Below are 24,218 nucleotides of genomic sequence, written 5' to 3' on the forward strand. Positions count from 1 at the left end.
GTACTGACGTTGAAAGTTCTTCGTCATCTGTACGGCATCGCGAACACTTTCAAACTCTTCCACGTTCAGAAATTCATCGCGAAGCTTCGAATTGAAACTCTCGGAATACCCGTTCTGCCACGGCGATCCCGGCTCGACGTACAGCGCCGAGACGCCTGTTTTGTTCAGCCATTTACCAATCGCCTTCGCGATAAACTCTGGGCCGTTGTCGCTGCGAATGTGATTGGGCACACCGCGAGCAGCGATCAATTCACACAGCGTGTCGATCACGTCGTCGGCTTTGATACTGCGAGAAACTTTCAACGCAACGCACTCCCGAGTGAATTCGTCAACAACGGTCAGCCACTTCAACTGAGTTCCATTCGTTGTGTAGTCAAACACAAAATCCCACGCCCATACGTCGTTCTTTCCCCGCGATCGGTGAACATGACAAGCGTTTTTGCTGCCGCCAGTGCCACGCCGCTTCTTCGTTCGTCGACGAACTTTCAACCCTTCGCGACGCCAAAGACGATACACTCGCTTCCTATTCACCACGAATTCTTCGCGACGAAGTAAACGACAGATACGCCGATAACCAAATCGCGGATGTTCGCGAACCAGTTCCAGCATCCGCTTTACCAGTGCCGCTTCGTCATCCCGAACAACGGGTTCACGACGATGAACCGAACGATGCTGACCAACCGTTCGGCACGCGTGACGTTCCGAAACAGCGAACTTCTCCTGCACATGTTTGACGGCCTCGCGTTTCCGAGAGACCGTCAGAAGTTTCCCTCCGCGATCTCCTTCAACATCGCCTTGTCGAGTTCCGCTTCCGCAAGCAGCTTCTTCAGCCGAGCGTTCTCAACTTCCAGCTCCTTCAGACGCTTCGCTTCCTCCGCCTTCATCCCGCCATACTGCTGACGCCAGCGATGATACGTCGCTTCACTGACAGCCAGCGATTGAACAACTTCACCGAGCGACTTGCCGCTCGTCAGCATCGCGTCCGCATCGCGAAGCTTCCGAACAATCTATTCCGGAGTGTGACGTTTACGTTTCTTCGACATTCTGAGTCTCCTGAGAATTATTTCGTCAGTAGACTCTCATAGTGATGGACCTGTTCAAGGGGAGCATGCCACACAGACGGCTTGAGCTCAAGCAACACACGGGTCACCTTACCCCGAAGTGTGTGCATCTGGAAAGTAGGTGGGAAGTTGCGAATAATGGAGCAGTGGCGTGAGCCGATATGATTTCCCAGGGAGGGTGCAGCGATGCGAGAGTTGCCGACGATTGAATTGACAGAGGAGCAGGCGGACGAAGCGGAACGAATTCGCGATATTCTGGCGGCCAAGTCGGCCGTGGTGGTGGACTATATTTCCAGGCTGCTGGCGAGCCGGGCAAATCGAGAATTGTTCGGGGAGACCGAATTCCTGATCCGTGATGCCGTGCATCAGCTGGGGGCTGAAGGTTTTGATGCCGCTCTTACTGAGCGGAAACTGTGTTCGCCTGTTCGCAAATTTGCGAAAGCGGGTACCAAGGTTCGAGTATCGTCTGCCCGGAGTGCGAAGGCGATGCTAGATTCGTGAACTATCGGCCCTGCCACGTCACGACTTTGCTGGGTTCGGCGATCTATGAGCGAGCGTATTATCACTGCTTGGCCTGCCATCACGGCCACCTTCCCACGGACATGGACTTCCGCATCGCCGATCATCAGACCGTTGGTGCGAGCGAAGTGATTTCCTTGATGGGACTTCTCGAACCGTTCGAGGAAGGAGCTCGCAAAACGCTTCCTCGCCTGACGGGAATGAATGTTTCGGCATCCACCGTTCAACGCACCACCGAAGCGGTCGGCGCGGATGTAGCCGAGCGTCGCGATTGTGGAGAGACGTTTGCGGACGACGAAGTCTGGGACTGGCATCGTGACGCAACGGGCCGCAAAGTCGCATACGTTGAACTGGATGCCACCGGTGTGCGACAACAGGGGCCGCATGCCGAACGCGCGGAAGGCCGCATGCCGTGGGTCGGCGTGGTTTTCAATCCGCTGCCGATGAATCCGCACCGGCGTGACCGGCGCCGACGTCATTGTGCAGAATCTCGCGGTGTGTCGGGTTTGATGAGTCTCGAAGAAATCGGCCAGCAGTTGCGAAACGAATGTCGGTCGGTCGGACTGAAACATGCCGACGTTGTGATTGGTTTGTCTGATGGAGGCAACGGTCTGGAAAATTGTCTGACCAACGTGGTAAGCGGAATGGCGAGAGAAGTCGTGTTCATTCTGGACTTCTGGCATGCCTCCGAACACCTTCAGGAGTTTGCCAACATCTTCGTTTCCGACGAAACCATGCGTCACAACCAGGTGGAACTGTGGTGCCAGCATCTCAAAGAACATGGTGGGCTGTCACTGATCCGGCAGTTGCAGAGTCTGGATCTGACGGATCGTTTACCGCCCGTGACCGAGCAGCACCAATTGCTGCTCAACTATCTGCGTTCCAATCAGCATCGCATGGACTACCCGGATTACATTCGCAATGGCTGGCAGATTGGTTCGGGAAAAGTGGAATCCTCGTGCAAGAACATCGTCGGAGCCCGCCTGAAATGTTCCGGCATGCGCTGGCGACCCTACGGAACCACGCCCCTTTGCCAGCTCAGAGCACTCTACAAAAGCGAACCCAAAATCTGGACACTCTACTGGCAAGCCTACGCCAAAACATAATCCACCTACTTTTCGGATGCACACACTACCCCAAATCGAGGAACTGCCTGATGCAGACGCACATGCGAGGTGGTGCGGGGAGGGTTACCGGCAGGGCCAGCGCGCACTTTGGGCAATTTAGGCTGGCGCGACAAGTGAGTATTGGTTAGTCTTTTCGTGTCGTAACATCGGACTTCACGAGGAGAGGACAAGAGATGTCGACAGTTGAACTGGCGGTCACCCAGGAGCTGACAGGAAACATTGTTCATTACTTTGATCAACTGAAAGACCCGCGTTCCAACATCAATCGTCTGCATCTGCTTGGTGATGTGATTGTGATCGCCATTTGCGGAGTGCTGGCCAACGCCGACGGCCCCAGTGCGATTGCGGAATGGGCGCGACTGAATGCCGATGGCCTGCAGAAACACCTGGCACTTCCGCATGGCATTCCGAAAAAAGATACGTACCGGCGCGTCCTTTCTCTCCTGAAGCCGAACGACTTTCAAGCGTGCTTCGTGCAATGGATTGAATCGCTGGAAGGACTTTCCGACGAACAGAAAGAAGGCTACAGAAAACAGATTGCGATTGATGGCAAAGCACTCCGTCGATCACATGACAAAAAGAATGGGCTGGGTGCGTTGTTCATCGTGAGTGCGTGGGCTTCTGATCAGGGGATTTCTCTGGGACAGGTGGCGACGGAAGAGAAGTCGAACGAGATCACCGCGATCCCGAAATTACTGAACGAAATCAATATCGATGAGGCGATCATTACGATTGACGCAGCGGGTTGTCAAAAAAACATTGCGCAGCAGATCGTGTCTGGCAATGCAGACTATGTGTTAGCCCTGAAAGGCAACCAACCGAAACTCTATGAGGTCGTGCAGAAGTTTTTTCTCGATCACCTGGAGGATGACTTCGCTCGCTGTCCCGTCAGTCGCTATGAAGAAACAGAGAAGGGACACGGTCGGCAGGAACAGAGAATCTACTATCAGGCGACCGTGCCTGTCGATTTTGACGTGGGCCACAAATGGGCCGGACTCAAGACCATCGGAACGGCGATCCGAATGTACGAGCAGGACGGCATTCATCATTCTGACGTTCGCTACTACATCAGCAGTCTGCGTCGCAAAGGCGAGCTGTTCGCAACAACGGTTCGTGGTCACTGGGCCATAGAAAACACGCTGCACTGGAGTCTCGACATGACCTACCGCGAGGATGAGAGTCGAGTCCGAAACCGAATCTTCGCGAACAATTTGTCATGGCTCAGACGACTCACACTCAGCCTCATCAAGAAACATCCTGGCAAACAAAGCAACGTCATGAAAAGAAGAATGGCCGGATGGAACATTGACTATTTGATGCAAATCCTTACCGGCAAAACAACTTAGTATGCGCTGGCCCTGGGGTTACCGGCGACGGTGCCACTCACCCGAATTATGTGGCGCTGTTAAGGTATCGTGATATCTGGTTGCTGACTGAACTGTAATGGTCAGAACGGACACCATTGCCCGACGCCCAACCATTGCAACCTAGAATACATTGATCACGTGCCACAGACAATTGGGGCCAATATTTAAACTGTGGGTCGAGATCGAAGAGTAACTTGAAAGCAAAGCCAGGAATTGACATACAGATCGGAATTGATGGTGGAGACGATTGGACACAGACACGGATCAATTGGTCAACAATGAAGATCTGCTGTCTAGGCAAAAAACCCTCGAACGTTCGCATGACGCAAAATGCGACAATTCCATTTTCGACCTGGAAGAAGGACGCTAGTTGCCGAATCAGTTCAACCTTGCGATGGCAGTCATCGCGAATTGCCTTGACAACAGTGGTGGCCGCGCCGGCTACAGCGGTAGTGAATCCTTCGGTCAATTCGGTGTGTCGTGAGTGCCCCCATTTCGCGAGGACTTGAAAGGCGGCATCGGTGTGTTTGTCGGTGACTCTGCGAAAGTACTGAATGTGGGATGGTCGCTGCCACAGCCGGATCAATTCGTCGTCTGACGCCGTCTTAGCGGCGGCCAGAAAGTTTGACGAATTGACTGGAGGATCAAGCAAGGTTCTGCCACATAACGACCTGCGTAACCCAGAGGTGGCGGGCGGCGTGAAAATTTGGAATCGGCCCGACCACAACTCGGGTTGACACAATGGTTAATTGGTTGTGCAGAGCCGCAGTCATTGGCGACGCATGCACGCCCTTAAGTTTAGTGGGCCGCGACCTTAATGGAAGCCCCGAATTTCAACTGTCGGGAAGCGGGAGTTCCGGGAATCTGAAGAAACGCGAAGGCGAGGACCGTAGCAATTCATCCGTCACTCGCAGGCAGCGCCAACCGGCCACCGTAACCAAATGAAACCGCAGCATTATTTCCGATGAATCATTGGCTCCAGATAAGCACACCAACTCCGGTTTCGCCAGCCACCCAAACTCCGCAGCCCATCAGCCGAGCAGCCACGTACAAACAACTGGGCGATGCTCCGACAGCACGGAATGCCCCCGACATCGTGCTACGATCGTAAGGCAACAGCTGTTATAGAACGCTGGCGGTGAGCTGCAAGAAACCCCGTTTAAGGAGCGGTATTGCCAAACCATCTACTCGCGATTCGGGTTCCGGGTATTGCTTTCAATGCGCACGAGCATGCCCACGTTCCAGGTCAATAGTGCGACGGCGAGGACGAGCAAAACACCAAAGAACAACTCCGTCTCAGTCAACGGCAGCGCTGCCAACTTAAGAAATCCCAACGCAAGCATGAGGATAGACACACACCAGCTTGCCAGCTGGCCCATTCCCGCATCGAAGCGGTCTGAACTGAGTCTGCGGCCGAGTGGCTGTGTAATACGCATGGCGAATCTCCTTTGCTAATGTCCACCTGTCCAACCAGCAAACAGCCCGACGAACGACCTGCTTAGTCCGCGTGCGGCGAGCGGCTCGAAAACTTGAAGACGGCCCGACCACGACTCGGGTTGATGCAACGGCTAATTGGTTCTCCTGCGTTGCCGCCAGTGGCACCGCAGGGACGCCTTTAATTTTACATGGCGGCGGCCTGAATGGAAGCCCTAAGATTCGCCGCCCCGGAAGCTCCGGGAATTTCGAGAAACGTGAAGGCGAGGACCGTAGCAATTCATCCGTGACTTGCAGGCAGCGCCAACTGGCCTCCGTAGCCAAATAGAACCGCAGCAATATTTCCGATGACACATTCGCTCAGGACGAACATGCCCACTCCGTTTTCGTGAGCGACCAAAACTCCGCCAGCCATCAGCCGAGCAGCGACGCAGAAACAACAGAGATGCTCCGACAGCTCGGAACAAATGCCGACGTTTTGACAATTCACGACCCGCACCACCGGGCGGCGGGATTTGACGTTGATTCAAAAAGGCGCTGGCCACCGCCGCTCCCATACATGCGTTGGTTCTGTCGAATCGATTCTCGACTCGCCAGCGGGGCGATGATCGCATATCACCGCTTGCCAGGGGGATTGCACGCTAAGTCATTTGCCGAACAGGACTTTCGCGAGGTATGTCTCATCCCAGGCAGCGTTGAGTCTTTTGTTTTTGATCCCCACCCTGGCTGTGGATTCGTTTTTCAGGAGACTCAACGCCGTGCGGCGAAGGATGCTGAAGTTCATGTCTGCGTGGCGTTTACGGATCCTCGATTGATCTTCCTGGAAAGTGACGTCCAGTTGCCAATGCAAATTGTTCTCGACACCCCAATGGCTCCGCACAGCTTCGGCGAAACGACGGCCGGAGACATAACGGCTTAAAATGTAATAGCGGATGCCGATGCACATTTTGCCGTCGCGGAGAGTGTTGTTGATCGCGATCCCGATCGCCTTCAGGTTCTTCCAGCGATGTGCGTCCGGAAGATCCTCCGGCGCACGACAGATCAGATACTGTCGCAAATCTTCGCGGCCGCCGGTGTTTTCTTTCGTTTCAAATCGTCGCACCGGACAGCGTGCAAAGTCATCTTCCAAATGGTCGGCGAAGAACGCGACAAGACCTGCGTGTAGCGTGGGCTGATTGCCTTTCGCGGCAAGACAATAGTCCGCCTCTGCGTCGACAATCTTCGACGCGATTTCCGTTTGGCAACCCATGGCGTCAATCGTCACTAAAGCACCGGAAACCTCGATCAATTCCAGCAGTTTGGGAATCGCCGTAATCTCATTACTCTTCGCATCGACGACGACTTGCCCGAGACTGATATGATTGGCTGTGGCCCATGCACTGACCATGTGGATGGCCGACTTGCCACTGGCTTTGTCATAGCTGCGACGGAGTGTCTTACCATCGATCGCGATGATTTGTCCGTCACTGATTTTCTGCAGAGAAGTGATCCAATTCAGTAAGCACTTTTCAAATTCTGCAGGACGAATCAGAGCGAGGATGGCGTTGAAACGATCGTGCGACGGAATCCCTGCGGACAGATCGAGATACTTCGCAAACCAATCTCGTTTCGTTCTGCCAAACTTCGCAATCGCGACAAAATCATCCGCGCCACTGATCACAGCACAGACTGCAATGAACAGAATATTTTGAAGCGGATAGACAGGCTCACCGCGCCTTGGCGAACGTGAATCTATGCACTGTGTCTGCCGAAATGGTGAAACAAATGCTGGTCGCCGAATGTAAGTACCGCCAAACCATCGGCTACGATTCGCACTCCGCCATGGCGGTTTGCTAAAGTGTCGCGATCACCAGTCCGATAGCTCTTCGCCGCCATCAATCGACAATAACGCTCGCAGGACGCGGGCGTCGGTCGATTCGCTGACGAAACGCACTGAACCGTCAGCCAGCGCGACTTGTGCTCCGTCGCTGTGATACGAAGACGCCAAGCTATCTGACCGACCCGGCTGCGGACCGGGGCCGTTGATGTCCATCGTTGCGGTGCTCACAGGCTGATCGCGAGGTTCCGTCCAGATGACGTTGCTGCCGCACGCTTCCAGCACCATCAGTGAGTTTGAACTGCCGTCTTTGATCGCCGAGATCGGAATTCCGTCCGGCCCGTTGAACGCGGTGCCGGGGCCAGTCGGCGCGAGATAGGACGTGAGAAATCGGCCCTGCGGATCCACGGAATCCGGTCGACTTGGGCAAATGAAGGTCTGGCATTCTTCCTTCTGAATGGGCCGATTGACGTCAGAATCCCAAGTGGCATGCTGGTCATATTTGTCTTCCAGATGTGCCTCATCGTGAATCTGGCTTAGCAATAGGACACGCCACGAAATGGGCGGATCTCCCCCCGCCGCTGCGGGGAAATGTTTGTGTGCGTCGTGGTAGTTGTGGAATCCGAGTGCAATCTGCTTGAGATTGTTTTTGCACTGCGTTCGCCGGGAGGCTTCATGAGCTCCTTCGTTGGTTGCAATTGTCAAACCAACAATTGTGACCAGAAGGGTCGCCCAGCCACCGATAGCGCCGACGACCACACCTTTGCCGTACCCACGCTCTCGATAGACGGCTCTGATATGAAGGCACACGGACGACGGCAAAGCAATCAGCAGGAACGCGAATGTGAAATTGTCGATTCTTATTGCGCCAACGGGGGATAAGGTCATGACCACGATTATAAGGAACACCCCGGTGACCACAGCGAACGTGAATTCCCAGAGCACGGCCCAACCTGCCCGAAAAATCGCGATCGATACGGCGATGGTAATCGCGAACAAGAACAGAAGCAGTGGCCACCAGTTGGTCTGGTCGGGAGGAAATTCATACATACGGCCTCTCCCCTCAAAGTTACCCTGTTCGAAATTGACGCATTTCCAGCCTTATAGCCGTCATCGCTCCGCGTGATGAGCCACCAGTTTGCGGCCGCGACAAATCGGGGCACGAGCATCGAAATATTCGAATGCCACGAAGCCGCCGTATAACCGGACCACCGTCGTTATAGAATCACTCTCCCATCTGCGCCGCTCATCACGCGGAGCGATGATGGCTACTTTGAAATGCGTCACTCCGGCGGCAACAGTCGAATTGCCTTCAGATCGAGCAACGCCGCCGGTGGTTTTTCCGGAGCGGTCACGATGATTTGCCTGCGGCCGCCGCCCAGATCCAGCTTGCCGGCCGTCCATGTTCGATAATCGTCCCATGTGCCTGTGCCGGGGATTCGAGCGGTCAATAGCCGAGTGCCGGTCGACAGTTTCAATAACCCACCCGCCGTTCCGTTGTCGCAGGCGTAGTCGACTTCTACCGTCCAGTAGCCGCCGCGCGGTACGTCAATCGTCCAGACGGCATAATCGTCCGTCGACGCCCACCAGCCCAGATTTTGATGCTTACTTTCGAAGACAAGATTCGGGCCATGAATTTCTGCGGCGCTGGCCGGTAGAAGAATCGTGCCATCGTCGCTCGCCCTGACCAATCGCGGCTCATTTCCTGCGAAGCGTTTCCATGTGGTGCCTGCCGACTGTACAAAAGCAATCACGTCCGCCAATTGTTGAGGCGTCAGATCCTTTTCCAAACCTTCCGGCATCAGCGACTTGTTGCTGCACACCAGTTCGTCCAGTTCCGTTCGCGGTACGGATTGTTCTTTGCCGTCGCTACCCAGCAACGTGATGCTGTTTCCGGTTTCATTCAACAGCATACCGCTGAACGTTCGTCCTTCTGTCGTGACGGCGATGTAACTGAAGAATTTTGATTCGACTGCTTTGTTGGGATCCAGGATTGCCGTGAGCATGGCGTCGGTCGAACGATCTTTCAGTGCGGTTAGGTCGGCTCCTACCTGCTTGCCGACTTCACCAATTTTATGACACGTCGCACAACGTTTCTCGAAGACGGCCTTACCTGCGTCCGCGTCTGATTTCAGACCGGCAATATTAGCCCTCAGACTTTCAACGAGTGTCGTTCGAGCAGAAGGCGTTGTTGTGCCGAACAGCTTTTGAGCGTGCTCGCGGATTGTGGCATCTTTATGAGCCAGCAGCCGTTGCCGATATGCGGCGTCCACATCTGAAACCGTTAGTTCTCCGGATTCAATCGCCTTCAGCAGTGTCATCGTGCGCTCGCTTCGGCTCAACATGGCTTCCACCGCTGTGCCTCGGACAGACGGCGTCAAACTTCGCCACCGGGGAGCCAATTCCTGCCACAGGTGATCTGAATTCACGGCCGCCAAAACTCGAATAGCGGCCTGCTGCACGTCCGGCGGTGTGTCGGGGGAAAACAGGCCAAGAAGTGTTTGTTGCGTGTCTTGATTCAGGTTTCCACTAACTTCCATGAAGTTCAACGCGGCCAATCGCGTTCGAATGTCTTCGTCCGGTGAAACTGACAACTCGCTGGCGAACTGCCTCGCATTCTTCCACGCTACCAGCGTGGATTTCGATTGCGAAACCAGTTCCGTGAGCTTTGGGTTGCGGCGAATCTGTGTGGAAACGCCGACAGCAGATTCCCACATATCCGGCGACCGGTTCTGTTTGCCTTCTGTCATCCTTTTCAGCAAAGCTTCAAACGCAGTCACGACCGCCGGGCCTTTTTCGAAAGCTGCCGCCATGCGCAGCACGTCACCATAGATAAGGGCAGAGACGGGCTCGTCCGATTTGCTGAGTGAAATCAGCAGTCCAACGACGTTTTCATCATTGGTCGACGAATACACGGCGTCCCTGATATGAGTGTTACTACCGTGCCGGGTTAGTAGTGACGCCAGTGTCGCTTTGGAAGCGTCTGCAAACCGATCGGAAGCTCCCATCACGAGGGCGAGTTGCTGTTGAACGATTGGAGATGGGTCGTACAGCATTGCAAGTAGCACATTAGACAACTTTTCGTCTTCGTCACGGAGTCGTGATTCGAACCGAAGCACCTGCCGTCGCACTTCCGGATGGGGATCGTCTCGCAGACCAACAAGCGTTTCTGCCAGTTGGATACTTTGCGTGTGCGTTCGCTCTACATTCGCCATCGCGGCGATCGCCTGAACGCGAACGGCAGCAGATTCGTGCGTTGCCATCAGAGTCAACAGCTCCTTCGGTGGAAAGTCGCCGCCACGATGAGCCAGCAACCGTTGAGCCGTATCGCGCCACCAGCCGTTGAGGCTGGCGATGCGTTCTGCCAGTTCTTTGGTGGTGATCTCGGACGCGGGTTTGTTAAACCAGTCCCGCAGCTCCGGAACAGCCGTGGCTACTTTGTCGCTCGATGTCGCTGAGTCGTGCAATTGATTCTCATTCACAGCTTCGGCTTCAAACCCGCAACAGGAAGCGGCTTCGTGATCCGAAGCAAACGCACGAGTCACAGCAACCTCTCGACTCGGAGAGTTCGAGCTACGAGCCCGCACGTTCGACGTCCTCGGCGATTTGACAACATCGCGCGACATCCCGTGTGGCCACGCCACCGCCTGCCGGGGCTGCCCCGCTGTGACCCTGTAAATCCTGCCACGGTCGTCGCCCGCTCGCAAATTCATTTTTCGCTGGTACTCATCGGGAATCCACTGAGGATGCTCAATCACCTGACGGTACATGTCGGCGATGTAGATCGCTCCGTCCGGGCCGGTGCGGACCATGACTGGCCGAGTCCAGTTGTCACTGCTGGCGAAGAATTCTGATTTCTGCTCGTCTCTCGCTCGACGACCTTTGAAGGTCACTCCGTCGCGTTCCAGCACCAGTCGGCTTACAAGATTATGCACCGGTTCGCAGGTGAACGCGTTGCCGTAAAATTCTTCGCCCAACAGGTGATCGCGGTAGATGGATGTGCTGCAGGCCGACGTAAACCGGTTGGCCGCATGAAAGTCGTTAAAGCGAGCCATCGTTTTGCTGGTTGGGAACACGGGAGCGGCTCCGGGGACCTCGGCAACCTGAGCCCTTGTTTGAAGTCCGGTGGCGTGTGGGTTTCGGCTCAGGTAGCGGTCTTCCAAAACGTAATGCCAAATCGGATTGCTGTTATTGTTGCCGAACCAGTTGCCGAAGTCGTCGCGGTTGCGGCCGAACTGAGTCTGCCCGCTGAGTAATTCAATGGCTCCGGTATCCGGATGAATCCGCAGGTCACGCCCTCGAATATTGACCGGATCTCTTGAGACTACCGACTTTTCACTCACAGTGGCAACGGCTTTAATTTCGCCACCGCTATCCCCATTGGCCAGGTACAACCATCCATCAAGCCCCCAGCGCATTCCGTTCACTCGATGCTGCTGGTTGCCTTCAGTGAATCCGGTGAACAGAACTTTGCGAACGTCGGCGACGAAGTCTCCGTCGGTGTCTTCTGCGTAGATGATGTCCGGCGCCGCCGTGATGATCCAGCCGTTGCGCCACGGATGAATGCCGGTAGGGAAGTTCAGGTCATCCAGAAACGTAACAGCTTCATCGTAGCGCCCATCGTTATCGGCGTCAGTCAGAACCCGAACGCGTCCATTCACGCCCCCGGACGCCCGCACATCCAACTTCCTCGGCGATTCGGCTCCCTCCCGCGCCGTCCCGTGTTGCCCCGCCACCGCCCGCCGGGGCTGCCCGGCACCACTGGGGTAGCCGCCCATTTCGATGACCCACATTCGTCCCTGGAAGTCCCAGTCGAAGGCGACGGGGTCATGTATCAGCGGTTCTGCCACTACCAGTTCGGCCTTCATGCCGGGCCGGACGGTGATGCAGCTGAGCGAATCTTCCGGCGACTTTGGCCCGGGGAAAGTTGCCTGCAGTTCATCGGAATAGAATTCGTGTGGAAGCAGCTTCTGTACGGCATCGCAAATGAGATCCTCGGCTTCCGGTGCCAGTCGCGTTGGGTGAGCGTAGTACACCATTGACCGGTCTGCCTCATAACCGCCTTCTCGCAAGATCCGTTTGCTGGCGATGTAGCAGGGGACGTCGTTGGTATATGCGTTCAGCCACAGACGTTGGTCGTCGAACATGCTGTTGAGCCGAATGGAATAATCGACCACCACTTCGCCGCCCAGAAACACCATTGCCAGATCCTCGCCGAAGCACCAGGTTTGCACGGGATAGTTCGGTACCGTGGTGGGAATGTCTTCGCCGTTGTCGAGCATCTTCAGGAACTTCTTCGCGAGGTGTCCTGTGTGACTGTCGTCCTTCGCCTGAGCTTCCCAGGCCGCTCGATCAGGCAACGGACCGAGCGGCAGGTTAATGCGGGCGATGTCGCAAGTGATGCTGGGATCGATGGGGGTGAGGAACGCCGAGTCGTCGACATCCGCATTCGGCTTTCCATCTTCCGCTTTACCCAACAATCGTTTCACTTCATCTGCAACGGCACGCCCATGTTGTTTTGCCTGTTCGTGAGTCCCTCTGGGAGACGGGTTTGCGTCGGCTCCGCAGCCAATGGCGATCAAGGCGACGGATCCGGGGTTGTCGGCTTCGATCATGTCGGCCGCAAAGCCGGGCCAGTCGCCGCTGATTTGATTGAACGCACCGGTTTCTGTTGTCGCATGGCACGCGTAATTTGCGAGCACCGCAATCAATTTGCCGTTCGCATCATGAGCAGCCAGCACCGGGAACTGATGATCCACAGGGCCATCGGGAGTTTCTCCGAACCCCTGCCATGTGCCGTTATTCAGGACTCGGCGATTGATGGCGAAGCCGAGTTTTCCTCGACCAACGGAAAGGTTGCCGGGCTTGCGTGCTTCAATCGCCTTGTCGACGACTGAGACGAGATGTTCGACTAACTCGGCTTCATACTTTGCAAGGTGAGCCGCGTGGTCTTCCGGCAGGTTGGGCAGAATATTCGGCGCAAAGTCACGCAGCCACGGGCCGGAATGCGTGTGGGTGGATGAGACTGCAAATCGTTCGCGTGAGATATTGTGTTTAGCAGCGATCTTGCCGAAAGCCGCTTCAACAATCTCTTGTGGCACACCGCAGTTATCGACGGTGATGAGGATCGCCAGCGGCTGTTCGTAGTAGCCATCATCGCTCCGCGTGATGAGCCCCGCAGCACGGTCTTTCTGATTAAAACGAGCCATCGTTTGGATGTCAGTGTGCTGAAAACTGCGGCTTCCGACGCCGGAGATCCGGACGTCGCTGCCGCTGGTTCGCGATCGGCCACTGCGCGGCTCGTCACGCGGAGCGATGACGGCTACATTCTTCCCGCCGATCACCAGCGCCCGAGCATGAATCTTCGCGGCCACGCCTTCGGATTCCGTCGCTCGATTCCCGTAGCCGGTGAGACGGACGGGGTAGTCCGGCGTGATGTCGACAACGGCGGCACCGATGGGTGTAGGCCAGAACGAGCGAACCGAGTCGTTGCCGGAACGGCGGTCGCCAGCTTCCGACTCTCGAAGCTCTTTCGGGGTGTCAGGGCTTTCGTCGGTTCGCGCTGTTCCGGCGGGAGCGGCGACCTTGTTCCGGCCTACGTTCGCGGCCGGAATGTCGTCAAACGAAACACGATGAATCAAGTCCGGCAGGTGAGCCGTGTCTTCGTTCTGCCAGCAGAGGTGGCGGTTGTGGATGAAGAAACCGTTGTCCGAACCATCGTCCCGCTTCAATGGCAGCAACATCGGGGAAGTACCGTGGGCCAGCACGTCGCGAACATTCTTAGGTAATGAACGCACGTCTGATGGGTTGGAATGTTGTTTAAGGTGTGCCGCGTGACTGGCGGAGTCTCGCAAGTCCGACTTCGCCTGCCGCAGCGACTTTCCATTGGTCAGACTTTGGTTCAGCCTCTCCGCGGCCTCCCGGAACGTTAGAAACTTCAACTTCTTTCCATGCTTTTGCACCGCGTGGTCGATCAGTTCAACAACCTGTTCCGCCGTGATCCAGCCGTGCGGGTGGAAGACCAGATTGAAGACTCCCTGTTTGTGCACGGTGATGTCCAGAGCCGCCTTCCAGTCTTCGACGGTGAGTGGATTGTTGACGCCGTGCAGGTGTTGAGCGGACCAATCGCTGGGTGCCACACAGGGGAATTGCCAGCAGGTGTTATTAATGACGTACGGGTACGGGTAGTTTTTGATGTAGTTCACGAAGTTGGTGTGAACGACCTCACCGCGTTTCAGGTGGCGGACCTTGTACTTCCAGAAGCGTTCGTTGCCATCTTTGTCCAGCACAAGTTCACGCGGAATCGATTCGTCGTCCGATGTGAAGAAATTCATCACGGACGAATCGATCTGCAGGTAGTGTCCTTCCGACGTTGTGCGCGGAAAGATCTCAGAATAGAACCGTGGACTGACCGTGTTCAGCGAATCGCAACACGGCGTGCGGAAGGCGACGGGCTTGTTGCCCGGAATCTTGTTCAGTAGATCGATGCAGCGGTCGTATGTAGACTTGGCTTTGTCGATGTCTCCTCCCTGCAGCAGCGGGCAGGGGTGGTCGACCGTGTGGCATTCAATGCTGAGCCCTTCTTCCAGCCAACTTTGCAATTGAGGATCATCGGGCTTCACGTCGCACGTCATGATGCTTACGGGAGCCCGACCGTCGATCTGCTTCAGACGATTCAGGATTGGCCGCAGGTACTGTTCGTACTTAGCGGTGTCTCGCATGTCGTCGATGGCGAGAACGACAACACAGTCTACGCCTTCTTCACCCACCCATTGCGGCGTGATCAGTTTTGGAAAGTCCTTGTGCGGCTGCCAAGGATTGCATTCGTCCAGGTAGGCGAGATCGTTGGCATCGTCGGCAAGTACCACACTGATTTCGGGTACGGAGTGGCTAAGGACGAATACAAGGAGGGGAAGGACGGTCCAACGAATCATCGCAGTGACTCCGGGGGCAGCGAAAGGAGGCGGAAGGAGCCATCGACTTTAATCAACCGCCGCGCAATTTCCAACTTGCAATCCGGCAGCGGCCTGGCGAGTCGTCGTACGTGGGAAGTCAGACAACATCCACAACAAACACGGTTCGTTCGATTGCGGAGTTCCGTCGCAGCTACAACAATCGGACACACGAAACTTCAGGAGCAGCCCAATGACAATCTGGCGACTCACACTTCAGGAAATACGACACCGAAAACTCGGCTTCCTTCTAGCCGTGCTGACCGTGGCCGCAGCGACCGCCTGTTTGGTTGGTGCTCGCACACTGCTGCGTGTGAATTCCGTCGTGTCCGCGGAGCTCTACGAAGCTCAGGAAGAAAAATTGCAGCAATCGCTGGACGAAAAGCGAGAGCGCGTTCACCAGGCGGGAGCCGAGCTGCAGGACGCCATGCGCAAACAAATGCTGGGCCTGGGCTTCAATATTCTGATTCTTCCGGAAGATCAATCACGATCAGAACTGCTGCTGAACGGAATGACGGCCACGATGCCCGAATCCTACGTCGACAAACTGGCTCAATCCAAAATTGTGACCGTCAACCACCTGCTGCCGAGTGTCACCAAACGCATCACGTGGCCGGAACGCGATAAGGAAGTGATTTTGATTGGAACTCGCGGTGAAGTGCCAATCCAACATCGCGGCCTGAAGAAAGAACTTCTTGAAGAAGTGGCCGAAGGCAAAATGGTGATCGGCTATTCCATTCAAAAGGACCTTAATTTAAAGGTGGGTGACACGGTGAAATTCATGGAGCAGGATTTCACGATTTCAGAAGCTCACGCAGAACGCGGGTCGACGGACGATGTCACGGTCTGGATCAACCTAAAACAAGCTCAGGAATTGCTGGGCATGCAAAATCTGATTAACGCCATTTTGGCTTTGGAATGCGATTGCGTGGGCGACCGCATTTCTGCCGTTCGCGAAGAAATTTCCGCCATCCTGCCTGGCACTCAAGTGATTGAAAAATATTCGCAGGCACTTACTCGAGCCGAAGCGCGAGCCAAAGCGAAAGAAGTGGCCGAAGTCGCATTGGCTCACGAGGAAGCGACAGGCGCCGCAATGCTGCAGGAACAGGCGTCAAACCGAGCGGCGTTGCAGAATCGTCAAAGCGAATTTGCCGCCGTGCTGGTGCCGCTGGTGTTGGCTGCGTCCGCGATTGTTATTTTTCTGCTGGCACTCGTGAACGCGAAGCAGCGCAGCGAAGAAATCGGGATTCTGCGAGCGATCGGTTTGAAAGCCCGGCAAATTATTATCGTCTTTCTGTCAAAGGCCCTGATCATCGGAGTGCTGGGCGGATTGCTGGGCGTGGCATTGGGGTTCTGGGTCGGATATTCGTTGCCGCAGACCAGCGGCATCGACATTCAGGTGTCTCAATTGTTTGACAGCGGTCGCTTAAAAACCACGCTGCTTGGCGCTCCGCTGCTGGCGCTACTGCTTTCGTCATTGGCAAGTTGGATTCCCGCGTTGCTGGCTGCGAGTAAAGATCCAGCCATCATTCTGCAGGGAGAATAAATATGCTGCAAATCGACAACGTCACAAAAACCTACTCTCATTCACAAGGTCCGGTCCGTGCTGTGGGTGATGTTTCATTGACCGTCAACGCCGGAGCCTTCGTTGCGGTTCAAGGGCCCAGCGGCTGCGGCAAGTCGACGTTGTTGCTGATGGCAGGCGGTCTGCTGAGGCCGGACGGCGGCGCGGTGAATGTCGACAGTACGGACCCCTATGGATTGAAGCCGGATGTGCGGGCTGAATTCCGAGCTCGCCGAATTGGCTTCGTCTTTCAACAGTTCCATTTGGTCCCTTACCTGACCATTCGCGAAAACATACTGGCTCCCGGCATGGCGATCGCAACGCCGGATGCTGAAACTCGCAGCCGGGCCGACGAACTTATCGAACGGTTCGGCCTTGCCGACCGACAGCACCATGTGCCTGGAAAACTAAGCAGCGGCGAACGTCAACGCACGGCTCTTGCTCGAGCTCTCTTGAATCGGCCGTCGCTGCTGTTGGCGGACGAACCAACCGGGAATCTGGACCACGACAACGCAGATATCGTGCTGAACGATTTGAAGGATTTCGCGAAGGAAGGCGGAGCCGTGTTGCTGGTGACTCATGATGATCGAGCCGTCAGTTATGCGGATTCGGTCGTACGAATGCAGGCAGGAAAGATTATTCGTGACTGAGCGGCTGCATCGAATTCTACACCTTTCTGACCTGCACTTTGGCCCGCCGTATTCTCAAGTCGTGGGCGAAGCTGTTTTGGCGATCGCACCGAAGCTGGGTGCCGACGCGATTGTCGTCAGTGGCGACTTCACTCAACGCGCCAAACGTGAACAGTTTCAGGCGGCTCGCGAATTCGTGGATCAGCTTCCGGACGTGCCGCGGCTGTACATTCCCGGCAATCATGACGTGCCGCTGTATCGAGTGAAAGAACGCTGGCGTGATCCGCTCGGATTGTACAAGGAGCATATCTGCCCGGATCTGAATCCAGTGCTGTCGTTGAAACACGCGTTGCTGGTCGGTTTAGATTCCACCGCACCGCATCGGGCGATTTCGAATGGCCGTATTCACCAATGGCAGATCGACGCGACTCGAAAGATCTTCGCAGAAGCCCCGCCCAACGTGGCAAAAATTGTGGTGGCTCATCACCACTTTGTTCCGGCCCCGGATTACCTCAAAGACAGCGCGATGCCTCAGGCCAAACGAGCGATCGCGGCTTTTGTGGAAGACGACGTCGACATGATCATGGGCGGGCATTTGCATCGAGCGTACATCGGAAACACGCTGGACGTTTATCCCGGCGCTCATCCGGAACGCGGTATCGTGGTGGTTCAGTCCGGCACCAGCACGTCTCGCCGAGGGCGCGGCCGCGAACGTGAAAAGAACACCTTCAACGTAATTGACCTGGCCGCCGACAGCATGACCATCACACACTATATGTACTTCCAGGCCGAAGCCACCTTCGTCCCCTTCAGCCAACACGTCTTTCCGGTCGGTACGCACCGACTGGCGATTGGCGTGGAGGGCGGTTGAGCGGGGTGGTGGCTGAAGCGCCGGCGTTGCTTCCGTTGGGCGCTTGGTGTGAGGTGGAAAGGTGATTGTGTAGGCGCAGACGTCAGCCGATCACTTGGCGATGCTGTCAGAGACATCAGGCCGTATAACTCGCAGGTCTTCGTCTTTGACAAGCCAATCCAGCATTCGTTGATACGACATGGCGTTCTTAAAGATCCCGCTGTGATCGGCGCCCTCCCAAACGGTTTCAACCACGTCGACCTTGAACCGCTTTGCGGACGTGACAGTCTCCTGCTGCTCCTTCCGCATGTAGTCTTTCGCTCCAACAAATACCCAGACTTTAATTTTTGGATAGTGCCGCAACGACCACGGATGACATACACCGGCGATGACCACGCACTTGGTAAATAATTTATCCTCGAATGAAGGGAGTTCCCATGCACCGGATCCCCCATGGCTAAAGCCGATTACTGATCGTCGATCTTCGTCGATTCGGTAATCCTTGCCCATTCTTCGCACTACATCGCCCAGCTGTAGCCAGTTCCAGTTCGTATAGCGATCGCCGTACTTCGAGGGTGGGCAGATCGGCGCCACCACAATTGCAGGCAGGCTGGCAAGTCCGCGAATCGACGCTTTCAGTGACTCAAGCTTCGGGTTCCCGCCGCCATGCAAAAACATGACCAACGGCCACCGTCGGTTATCGTTGGCTTCGTATTCGTCGGGCACGCTGATCAGGCAGCGGTATTGCGAGGTCTCGGTGAAGGTCCGTTCAACGACAAGCTCACGAAATTCTGCTTCGCTGGCTCGAACTTTACCAACGCAAATCAGAACAAACAGTGCAGTTGCGAAGGTTCCAGAGCGACCGAATCGGAAACGGGAATCTGTCATTGCCTAAGGCCTCATCAGGAAGGTTACGTTCAGATGCCGGCGGTGCGGCGCTTACCGCGCTGCGGCTAATGACATGGGTGTTTAAATTGTCGAGGCCCACCAGGCTTTGCGATTAGTGAGCCGGCTACATCACCTGGTTGGTAGCGTGCGACGGAGCGTCCATCGCGTCTGCGATTGCGTAGAAGCTTTTCGCACTGCGGCACCGCGGCATTGCGAACCATTGTTTACCTACCTGCGCAACGACAATCCTTGTTTGGTATTCACGACCGTCGTAGCCCTCCGCAGCGACGTCTACACTCATGAATTCCTTGCCGTAATAAGTGCCTAACATTTCAAACTGCAGTGCCGCGACCTGTTTGTCTTCGGGATCGAAGGAGACCGTTTTGATTACGCGAACGGGCTTCTTGTGGTTAATCCCGTTCCGTGCTTCACGCATATCGTAAAATGTAAATCGCTCATCGCCGTGACTGAATTCCGTGACGTGGCAGGATTCCGCAAATTTATTGAGAGTAGCAATGGGACCATCGCACACGCCGAGAAGCAGATGCTGAACGAAGTGCTTCGGCGATCCTGTGGCAACACCGCGAAACAGAACTTTTGCAGCGTCTTCGGGGCTGGCTGCGCCTTCGCGATGAAACTCAAATGGATCAATTTTCTGAATTTTGCTTTCAGACTGCGAATCGAATCCGTACGTGATCGCGGTAACGACACCCGCGACGATGAAAGTTGCAGCAACGGCAATTGAGCGTCTATTCATGGTCATGGTCTCCGGCGATAAAGCTGTCCCGAAACGTTCTTGCTACCCCGCGCGCTGTTAAGTCAGCCTTGACTGAAGTGAACCTGGTCCTGCGTTACAGTTCCCTACGTGGGTGCCACCAGAATACCAATCCGCCACCGCAAACCATAGTCGCGTTCGCTCGCCAACGCCGCCATCTACCAGACAAGCCTGAAAACCGCGTTTCCATCCTCGCACGCTCGTGCCGAGCTTATTCGCGAAGAGCTTGCTCAGTCGCCGCGAGAAGTTTCGAATAGTAAGACTTGGCACGTTCTAAACGTTCGCGGATCGAACGACTGCGAAGGTCGCTTCCCTCAGAAAATTCCTCTTCGATCACGGCGATAGCCTCAAGCTGTTTTCTTACGATCCGTGAACTCTTCTGAGGCGACCAGGTGGGCTCGTCATTAACAACAACGTAAACAGGCGACGTGTGAGCGACCGCTCCGTTTGCACAGCGAGTGCTGAGCGCCAACCACGTGCTGCGAGAAATGTCGACCTCAACTTCCAGAGTAAGTTCGTTGGAGTGACTGTCATTTCTGTGCACTTCCTGCAGTACTCCATCGTTGCCGACCAGTTCAAGCACTTCGGGCAGCCCAACTTTTTCATGGCCCCACGCTCGAGCACGCACTTTCACCTTGCTCTTGCCGTCCGCTTTGATTTCCGTTCCGGGCAATTGGCCATCGACCGTAAATTCCAGCGCCGGCCCATTGCTGACAAACGAGTGTCCCGCTTTGAGTCCGGCGAACCAGCGATCCAGGTCAAGAGTCTCGCCGGTATGGACGTAGGTTCGCGCTTCGCCCAGCGTCGATCCCCAGGGCACGTCGCTTCCTGCTGCTGCGGCCAGACGAAAGCCGAGGTTCAGGTAGTCGTAATAGTCCAGCGTGTTGATGCGGCTAAATTGCAGCAACTCGACGAAGTCAATTCCTTCTGTGGTGACGTACCACGGGAAGCCTCGCGGCAAGTCGCAGCCGTTCCATGAAAAGTGAGCGAACCCTACGACGGCATCCGGCTGAGCGTGAAGTCGCTGGAATGCCAGGTCGTAAAGGTCATAGGTGGCCACATCTCTCGCCATGGCGGAGGTGTTCAGTCCGATGATGTGCCCGAAGGTGCTGCGCGGTTCTTCCTGCCCGCTGACAAGGCAATAGTCTCCGCGTCGTTCGCGAAATTTCGTGCCGAACCCGAGCTGTTTAAAATCGGTCCCGCGATGGTGTCCCATTTCAAGAACATTAACGACATGCAGGTCCTCAGCTTCAGCATAGCGCAGTAAGAAGTCGCGGTACGTTTTCTTCGTCGTGGGATGATGCACGTGAACGTCGCCGGAATACCAGCCCTTCGCGGGCAAGTCGACCCAGCGTTCGAGTTTCAACGCGTGCTGCTGATCTTCAGAAGTAACAGTGAAGGTCTTTGTTACCGGGATGTATTCCATGCCCCGTGCTGCTGAAATCTGGTAGCGACCTGGATTTAGCTTGATCGAAAAAGCAGGCTGCGTTTGGTACGCCACAGGCTCAAGCCAGAAAGGTAGCGAAGGAAGTTCTTCGTAAACAAAACTGCGGTCGTTGTTATCTCCCTTGCCTAACGTCTTCCTTGCCGGGCCAATCCAGTCTGGGTTGGCCGCTTCATATTCAACGCCGCGATAGAATTCGTTTGTCTGGCTCACTCGCTGCATGATGCGGCCATCTGGCGGTAACCGCACCGAGTTGTCTTGCAGGCTGCGAATGCAAACCATGGCGGGCACAGGCTTGCCCGACGGACCATCCAACAGCTTGAAACGGACCGTGGCCTGCGGTTCAGCGGCGTACGTCGTTTGCCCGACGGCTGAATGCGCCATAACCCAGCCAGCCAGAATGCAGGCCAATAGCGTAAGTCGATGTCGTGAAGCCATTGGATCACCTCGTGAGATTGTGGGGCACCATTCACCGTTTTGGTTCCTGGCGATCCAGTATGGCCCGTCACGATGTGTTGTCAATTGCCGCGCACATCAAGCGGGGTCTTCAGGGCAGCCCTCATCAGATACGGCGATGTTTGGCACAGTGATCGACAACGGACGGATGAACGACAAGGCTGAAACACCGTTGACCGATGCTCTGTCACCCTCTGGCCGCTTCTATCGGCCACTATTCTCGCGCGGCTTCTTGCAGTAGGTGTCGCACGGCTCGGCCACTGATGGTTTCTTTTTCCAACAGCTCGTTTGCGATCATCGCGATGGCTCGCCTGTTTACTTGGCCGTTCAGCAGATGCTCAGTCTTGTCCAGCAGGCGCTGTGCTCGTCGCTGCAGTTGGCGTTCACGAGGAGTTCGAGTGCTCAGCACGCGCTTCACTGCTTGTAGATCCTGAGCTGCACCAGCTTCGCAATATCGTTGAGTGTAGTGGCTTTCTCCCACCATTCCGGCGAGCAGGATTAGAACCTCATCTTCTACGTGATCCTGCGATGGCCGGGATCGTCCCTTTTGCATCTTGCACGCTCCCAGGCGAAAGCCTCCGGTTTGAAGCTGAGCGGGAGACACCGTGACCTTTTCAACCAGTCGTCCCAAAACGTACGCCATCACCGCATGACCGGCTTCATGGTAAGCGGTGGCGATCTGCGATGGACTCGCGGCATTCTGTGAGCTGCCGTCGGATGAATTCTCGGTCATTGCGGCCGCACGACTTCTTGCTGTCTTCAATGAACAATCGAGCTGCATTCTCGATAACGCAGTTCCGTTCGTCCGGCTAAGCGGCCGTGGAGAATGCGAGCTGTAGGCCGGATTCAGCGAAGCGCAGCTCCGGCATTGGCTATCCCGCTGTCAAACCTTAGACGCCTACTCTTATTCCGGCACCCCGCACACAGCCAGCGAGAACCAAGATATCAACCAACAGGTTTGCCAGCAATCATTCCGTCCGCCACAAGAAGCTGGCCGCAATAACGCAGATCGCGACCTATCCACCGAGCAACGCGACAACCCCGCGAGAACTAAACCGCAGGCGAATTGCTGCTGTCGTGAACCGGCCTGTCGCGGCATGCCGTTCAGTCGCCGAGGTTCAACCGTGCCGGGCACGCATTTTCGAGTTGAACGACCCGCAACTTCGCCTTCTGGCGCGTAAGGATACGCACCTTCCGGATTCACCAAATCTTTTGGAACCGACAGTCCGACTGCTGATTAACGGTGCAGTGAAAAGTGGATCCCGGATCCTCGGTGATGGTGGTGCCGGGGGCCGTGGTAGTACGGGCGACGCGGCGGATAGTAGTAGCGTGGTGCGACGTACTTCTCGACAACGATCGGCGGTGCCGACTGGTACACGCGGACTGGTGCAGCGGGCGCTGCAGTCACGGTAACTGGTCGCTGCATCGCGGCAATCACGTGCTGGCTGACGCCGTTTTCGTGCAAAGCAATAACGTCCGGAACTCGAAGCTCCTGCCGAACACCATTAGCCTGAATGTGGCTGATGATGACCGAATCGCTAAGACCTCGTTGAGACATCATGATGACGTCCTGAGGTGTCACGCTTCGGGAAATCGCCATTTGCTGTTGTTGTTGCTGCTGGTACTGGTACGCTCGCGCTTCGGCCATCTGCCGATCACGGGCATTCCCCAGGGCCGCTCCTGACATAAGTCCCACAGCGCCGCCGATCAGAGCACCTGCCAGCGGTTCGTCATTGTGCTCGCCGATCGCAACACCAGCTGCGGCACCGGCCAATCCTCCGAGGACCGAACCCCGCTGGGTATTGTATTGAGCAGATGCGGTCTGCTGAAACACAGTGGTCACCATGACCGCAACAAACAGATAACGTGACATTTGGCTTTCTCCATCGTGGGATCCGTCCCGCCAGGCCGAAAACGGCAAGGGTGAGGAAATTACGGATTACAGCAATTATCGTCAACCCGGATCCTCTGAATGAGCGGACATGAAACAATTCGCTCGCCAGCAAATTCCAGCCGTTTCAAAGCTGATTTCTACCTGCCTTCGTGCCCAGACACGATACGTAAAGACCTGTAATTGGCCGAGTCCACCTCCCGGCCTTTGTCGGAAATTGCAGTCATCGCGGCAGGCCCGATTAAGCCGTGCCGGGACCGGTCCAGCCGGGACATCGCGACGCGCTGCGGCAAAAATGGCAGGCTTGCGGTCGAGAGCGGAGATGTCACGTCGATATTTCGCGAGATGGGCGAGTTTTGGTAGACCGGATTGTTGCGGCGGCGTTTGGAAGGATTAACAAAACGGACTCACCCAATCCGGGCCGCGCCGAACCCGACGGGAACAA

16 protein-coding genes and 1 pseudogene are annotated in these 24,218 nt (G+C 55.7%); 6 read left to right on the plus strand and 11 right to left on the minus strand.

Translation table 11 applies throughout. From position 1 onward, the window contains the following. Positions 1 to 9: 9 nt before the first annotated feature. Positions 10 to 726, minus strand: a pseudogene (locus Fuma_RS36800) (IS3 family transposase); the annotation flags it as partial. 32 nt (positions 727 to 758) lie between these two features. Next, positions 759 to 977: a transposase gene (locus Fuma_RS07765; RefSeq protein ID WP_083731883.1), complete on the minus strand. Its 219-nt coding sequence runs from the start codon at positions 975 to 977 to the stop codon at positions 759 to 761. Between the two features lie 270 nt (positions 978 to 1,247). On the opposite strand from Fuma_RS07765, the gene Fuma_RS07770 reads away from it, so the two are divergent. From Fuma_RS07770 to Fuma_RS07780, 3 genes are all read left to right on the plus strand, one after another. Continuing rightward, positions 1,248 to 1,562, plus strand: coding sequence for a hypothetical protein (locus Fuma_RS07770; RefSeq protein ID WP_077023623.1), 315 nt, complete (start codon positions 1,248 to 1,250; stop codon positions 1,560 to 1,562). Continuing rightward, the gene (locus Fuma_RS34120; RefSeq protein WP_083731884.1) at positions 1,559 to 2,686 is read left to right on the plus strand and encodes an ISKra4 family transposase; all 1,128 of its coding nucleotides are present in this window, start codon (positions 1,559 to 1,561) and stop codon (positions 2,684 to 2,686) included. The genes Fuma_RS07770 and Fuma_RS34120 overlap by 4 nt, the downstream gene beginning before the upstream one ends. Before the next feature lie 194 nt (positions 2,687 to 2,880). Continuing rightward, positions 2,881 to 4,053 carry an ISAs1 family transposase gene (locus Fuma_RS07780; RefSeq protein WP_077022421.1) on the plus strand — a complete coding sequence of 391 codons (1,173 nt, stop codon included), beginning with the start codon at positions 2,881 to 2,883 and terminating at the stop codon, positions 4,051 to 4,053. A gap of 1,205 nt (positions 4,054 to 5,258) precedes the next feature. On the opposite strand, the gene Fuma_RS07790 is transcribed toward Fuma_RS07780, so the two are convergent. The 4 genes from Fuma_RS07790 to Fuma_RS07810 all read right to left on the minus strand — a co-directional run bounded on the left by Fuma_RS07790 (position 5,259) and on the right by Fuma_RS07810 (position 15,258). Then, a complete protein-coding gene (locus Fuma_RS07790) occupies positions 5,259 to 5,510 on the minus strand; it encodes a hypothetical protein (protein WP_077023625.1) in 252 nt (83 codons plus the stop codon). Between the two features lie 644 nt (positions 5,511 to 6,154). Continuing rightward, a complete protein-coding gene (locus tag Fuma_RS07800; RefSeq protein WP_414655205.1) occupies positions 6,155 to 7,288 on the minus strand; it encodes an ISAs1 family transposase in 1,134 nt (377 codons plus the stop codon). 66 nt (positions 7,289 to 7,354) lie between these two features. Beyond that, positions 7,355 to 8,374: a DUF1559 domain-containing protein gene (locus tag Fuma_RS07805; protein ID WP_077023628.1), complete on the minus strand. Its 1,020-nt coding sequence runs from the start codon at positions 8,372 to 8,374 to the stop codon at positions 7,355 to 7,357. Between the two features lie 233 nt (positions 8,375 to 8,607). After that, positions 8,608 to 15,258 (minus strand): neutral/alkaline non-lysosomal ceramidase N-terminal domain-containing protein, encoded by a 6,651-nt coding sequence (locus Fuma_RS07810; RefSeq protein ID WP_083731885.1) that lies wholly within the window; start codon positions 15,256 to 15,258, stop codon positions 8,608 to 8,610. Between the two features lie 211 nt (positions 15,259 to 15,469). On the opposite strand from Fuma_RS07810, the gene Fuma_RS07815 reads away from it, so the two are divergent. From Fuma_RS07815 to Fuma_RS07825, 3 genes are read left to right on the plus strand one after another with little or no spacing between them, the layout of a single operon-like run. Next, positions 15,470 to 16,822: an ABC transporter permease gene (locus Fuma_RS07815; protein ID WP_077023630.1), complete on the plus strand. Its 1,353-nt coding sequence runs from the start codon at positions 15,470 to 15,472 to the stop codon at positions 16,820 to 16,822. 2 nt (positions 16,823 to 16,824) lie between these two features. Next, complete coding sequence (locus Fuma_RS07820) at positions 16,825 to 17,490, plus strand: ABC transporter ATP-binding protein (RefSeq protein ID WP_077023631.1); 666 nt, start codon at positions 16,825 to 16,827, stop codon at positions 17,488 to 17,490. Continuing rightward, positions 17,483 to 18,340 (plus strand): metallophosphoesterase family protein, encoded by an 858-nt coding sequence (locus Fuma_RS07825; RefSeq protein ID WP_218922408.1) that lies wholly within the window; start codon positions 17,483 to 17,485, stop codon positions 18,338 to 18,340. The genes Fuma_RS07820 and Fuma_RS07825 overlap by 8 nt, the downstream gene beginning before the upstream one ends. Positions 18,341 to 18,430: 90 nt before the next feature. Here the strand turns inward: Fuma_RS07825 and Fuma_RS07830 are convergent, their stop codons facing one another. The 5 genes from Fuma_RS07830 to Fuma_RS07850 form a co-directional block, all read right to left on the minus strand. Continuing rightward, positions 18,431 to 19,207: a carboxylesterase family protein gene (locus Fuma_RS07830; protein ID WP_077023633.1), complete on the minus strand. Its 777-nt coding sequence runs from the start codon at positions 19,205 to 19,207 to the stop codon at positions 18,431 to 18,433. Positions 19,208 to 19,331: 124 nt separating this feature from the next. Beyond that, positions 19,332 to 19,964: a hypothetical protein gene (locus tag Fuma_RS07835; protein WP_145944041.1), complete on the minus strand. Its 633-nt coding sequence runs from the start codon at positions 19,962 to 19,964 to the stop codon at positions 19,332 to 19,334. A 229-nt stretch (positions 19,965 to 20,193) separates the two neighbouring features. Then, a complete protein-coding gene (locus Fuma_RS07840; RefSeq protein ID WP_077023635.1) occupies positions 20,194 to 21,864 on the minus strand; it encodes a CehA/McbA family metallohydrolase in 1,671 nt (556 codons plus the stop codon). Between the two features lie 232 nt (positions 21,865 to 22,096). Further along, complete coding sequence (locus Fuma_RS07845) at positions 22,097 to 22,615, minus strand: ATP-dependent metallopeptidase FtsH/Yme1/Tma family protein (protein WP_099091788.1); 519 nt, start codon at positions 22,613 to 22,615, stop codon at positions 22,097 to 22,099. Between the two features lie 504 nt (positions 22,616 to 23,119). Beyond that, a complete protein-coding gene (locus Fuma_RS07850) occupies positions 23,120 to 23,755 on the minus strand; it encodes a glycine zipper domain-containing protein (protein ID WP_077023637.1) in 636 nt (211 codons plus the stop codon). Positions 23,756 to 24,218 lie beyond the last annotated feature (463 nt).

The sequence above is a fragment of the Fuerstiella marisgermanici genome (genome assembly GCF_001983935.1).
In the GTDB taxonomy this organism is placed as follows: domain Bacteria; phylum Planctomycetota; class Planctomycetia; order Planctomycetales; family Planctomycetaceae; genus Fuerstiella; species Fuerstiella marisgermanici.

What these genes read in the sequence shown, in the direction of transcription:
- Fuma_RS07765 (WP_083731883.1), bottom strand. Translation starts at nt 977, where the DNA reads ATGCTGACGAGCGGCAAGTCGCTCGGTGAAGTTGTTCAATCGCTGGCT.
- Fuma_RS07770 (WP_077023623.1), top strand. Translation starts at nt 1,248, where the DNA reads ATGCGAGAGTTGCCGACGATTGAATTGACAGAGGAGCAGGCGGACGAA.
- Fuma_RS07780 (WP_077022421.1), top strand. Translation starts at nt 2,881, where the DNA reads ATGTCGACAGTTGAACTGGCGGTCACCCAGGAGCTGACAGGAAACATT.
- Fuma_RS07790 (WP_077023625.1), bottom strand. Translation starts at nt 5,510, where the DNA reads ATGCGTATTACACAGCCACTCGGCCGCAGACTCAGTTCAGACCGCTTC.
- Fuma_RS07805 (WP_077023628.1), bottom strand. Translation starts at nt 8,374, where the DNA reads ATGTATGAATTTCCTCCCGACCAGACCAACTGGTGGCCACTGCTTCTG.
- Fuma_RS07810 (WP_083731885.1), bottom strand. Translation starts at nt 15,258, where the DNA reads ATGATTCGTTGGACCGTCCTTCCCCTCCTTGTATTCGTCCTTAGCCAC.
- Fuma_RS07815 (WP_077023630.1), top strand. Translation starts at nt 15,470, where the DNA reads ATGACAATCTGGCGACTCACACTTCAGGAAATACGACACCGAAAACTC.
- Fuma_RS07820 (WP_077023631.1), top strand. Translation starts at nt 16,825, where the DNA reads ATGCTGCAAATCGACAACGTCACAAAAACCTACTCTCATTCACAAGGT.
- Fuma_RS07830 (WP_077023633.1), bottom strand. Translation starts at nt 19,207, where the DNA reads ATGACAGATTCCCGTTTCCGATTCGGTCGCTCTGGAACCTTCGCAACT.
- Fuma_RS07835 (WP_145944041.1), bottom strand. Translation starts at nt 19,964, where the DNA reads ATGAATAGACGCTCAATTGCCGTTGCTGCAACTTTCATCGTCGCGGGT.
- Fuma_RS07840 (WP_077023635.1), bottom strand. Translation starts at nt 21,864, where the DNA reads ATGGCTTCACGACATCGACTTACGCTATTGGCCTGCATTCTGGCTGGC.
- Fuma_RS07845 (WP_099091788.1), bottom strand. Translation starts at nt 22,615, where the DNA reads ATGACCGAGAATTCATCCGACGGCAGCTCACAGAATGCCGCGAGTCCA.
- Fuma_RS07850 (WP_077023637.1), bottom strand. Translation starts at nt 23,755, where the DNA reads ATGTCACGTTATCTGTTTGTTGCGGTCATGGTGACCACTGTGTTTCAG.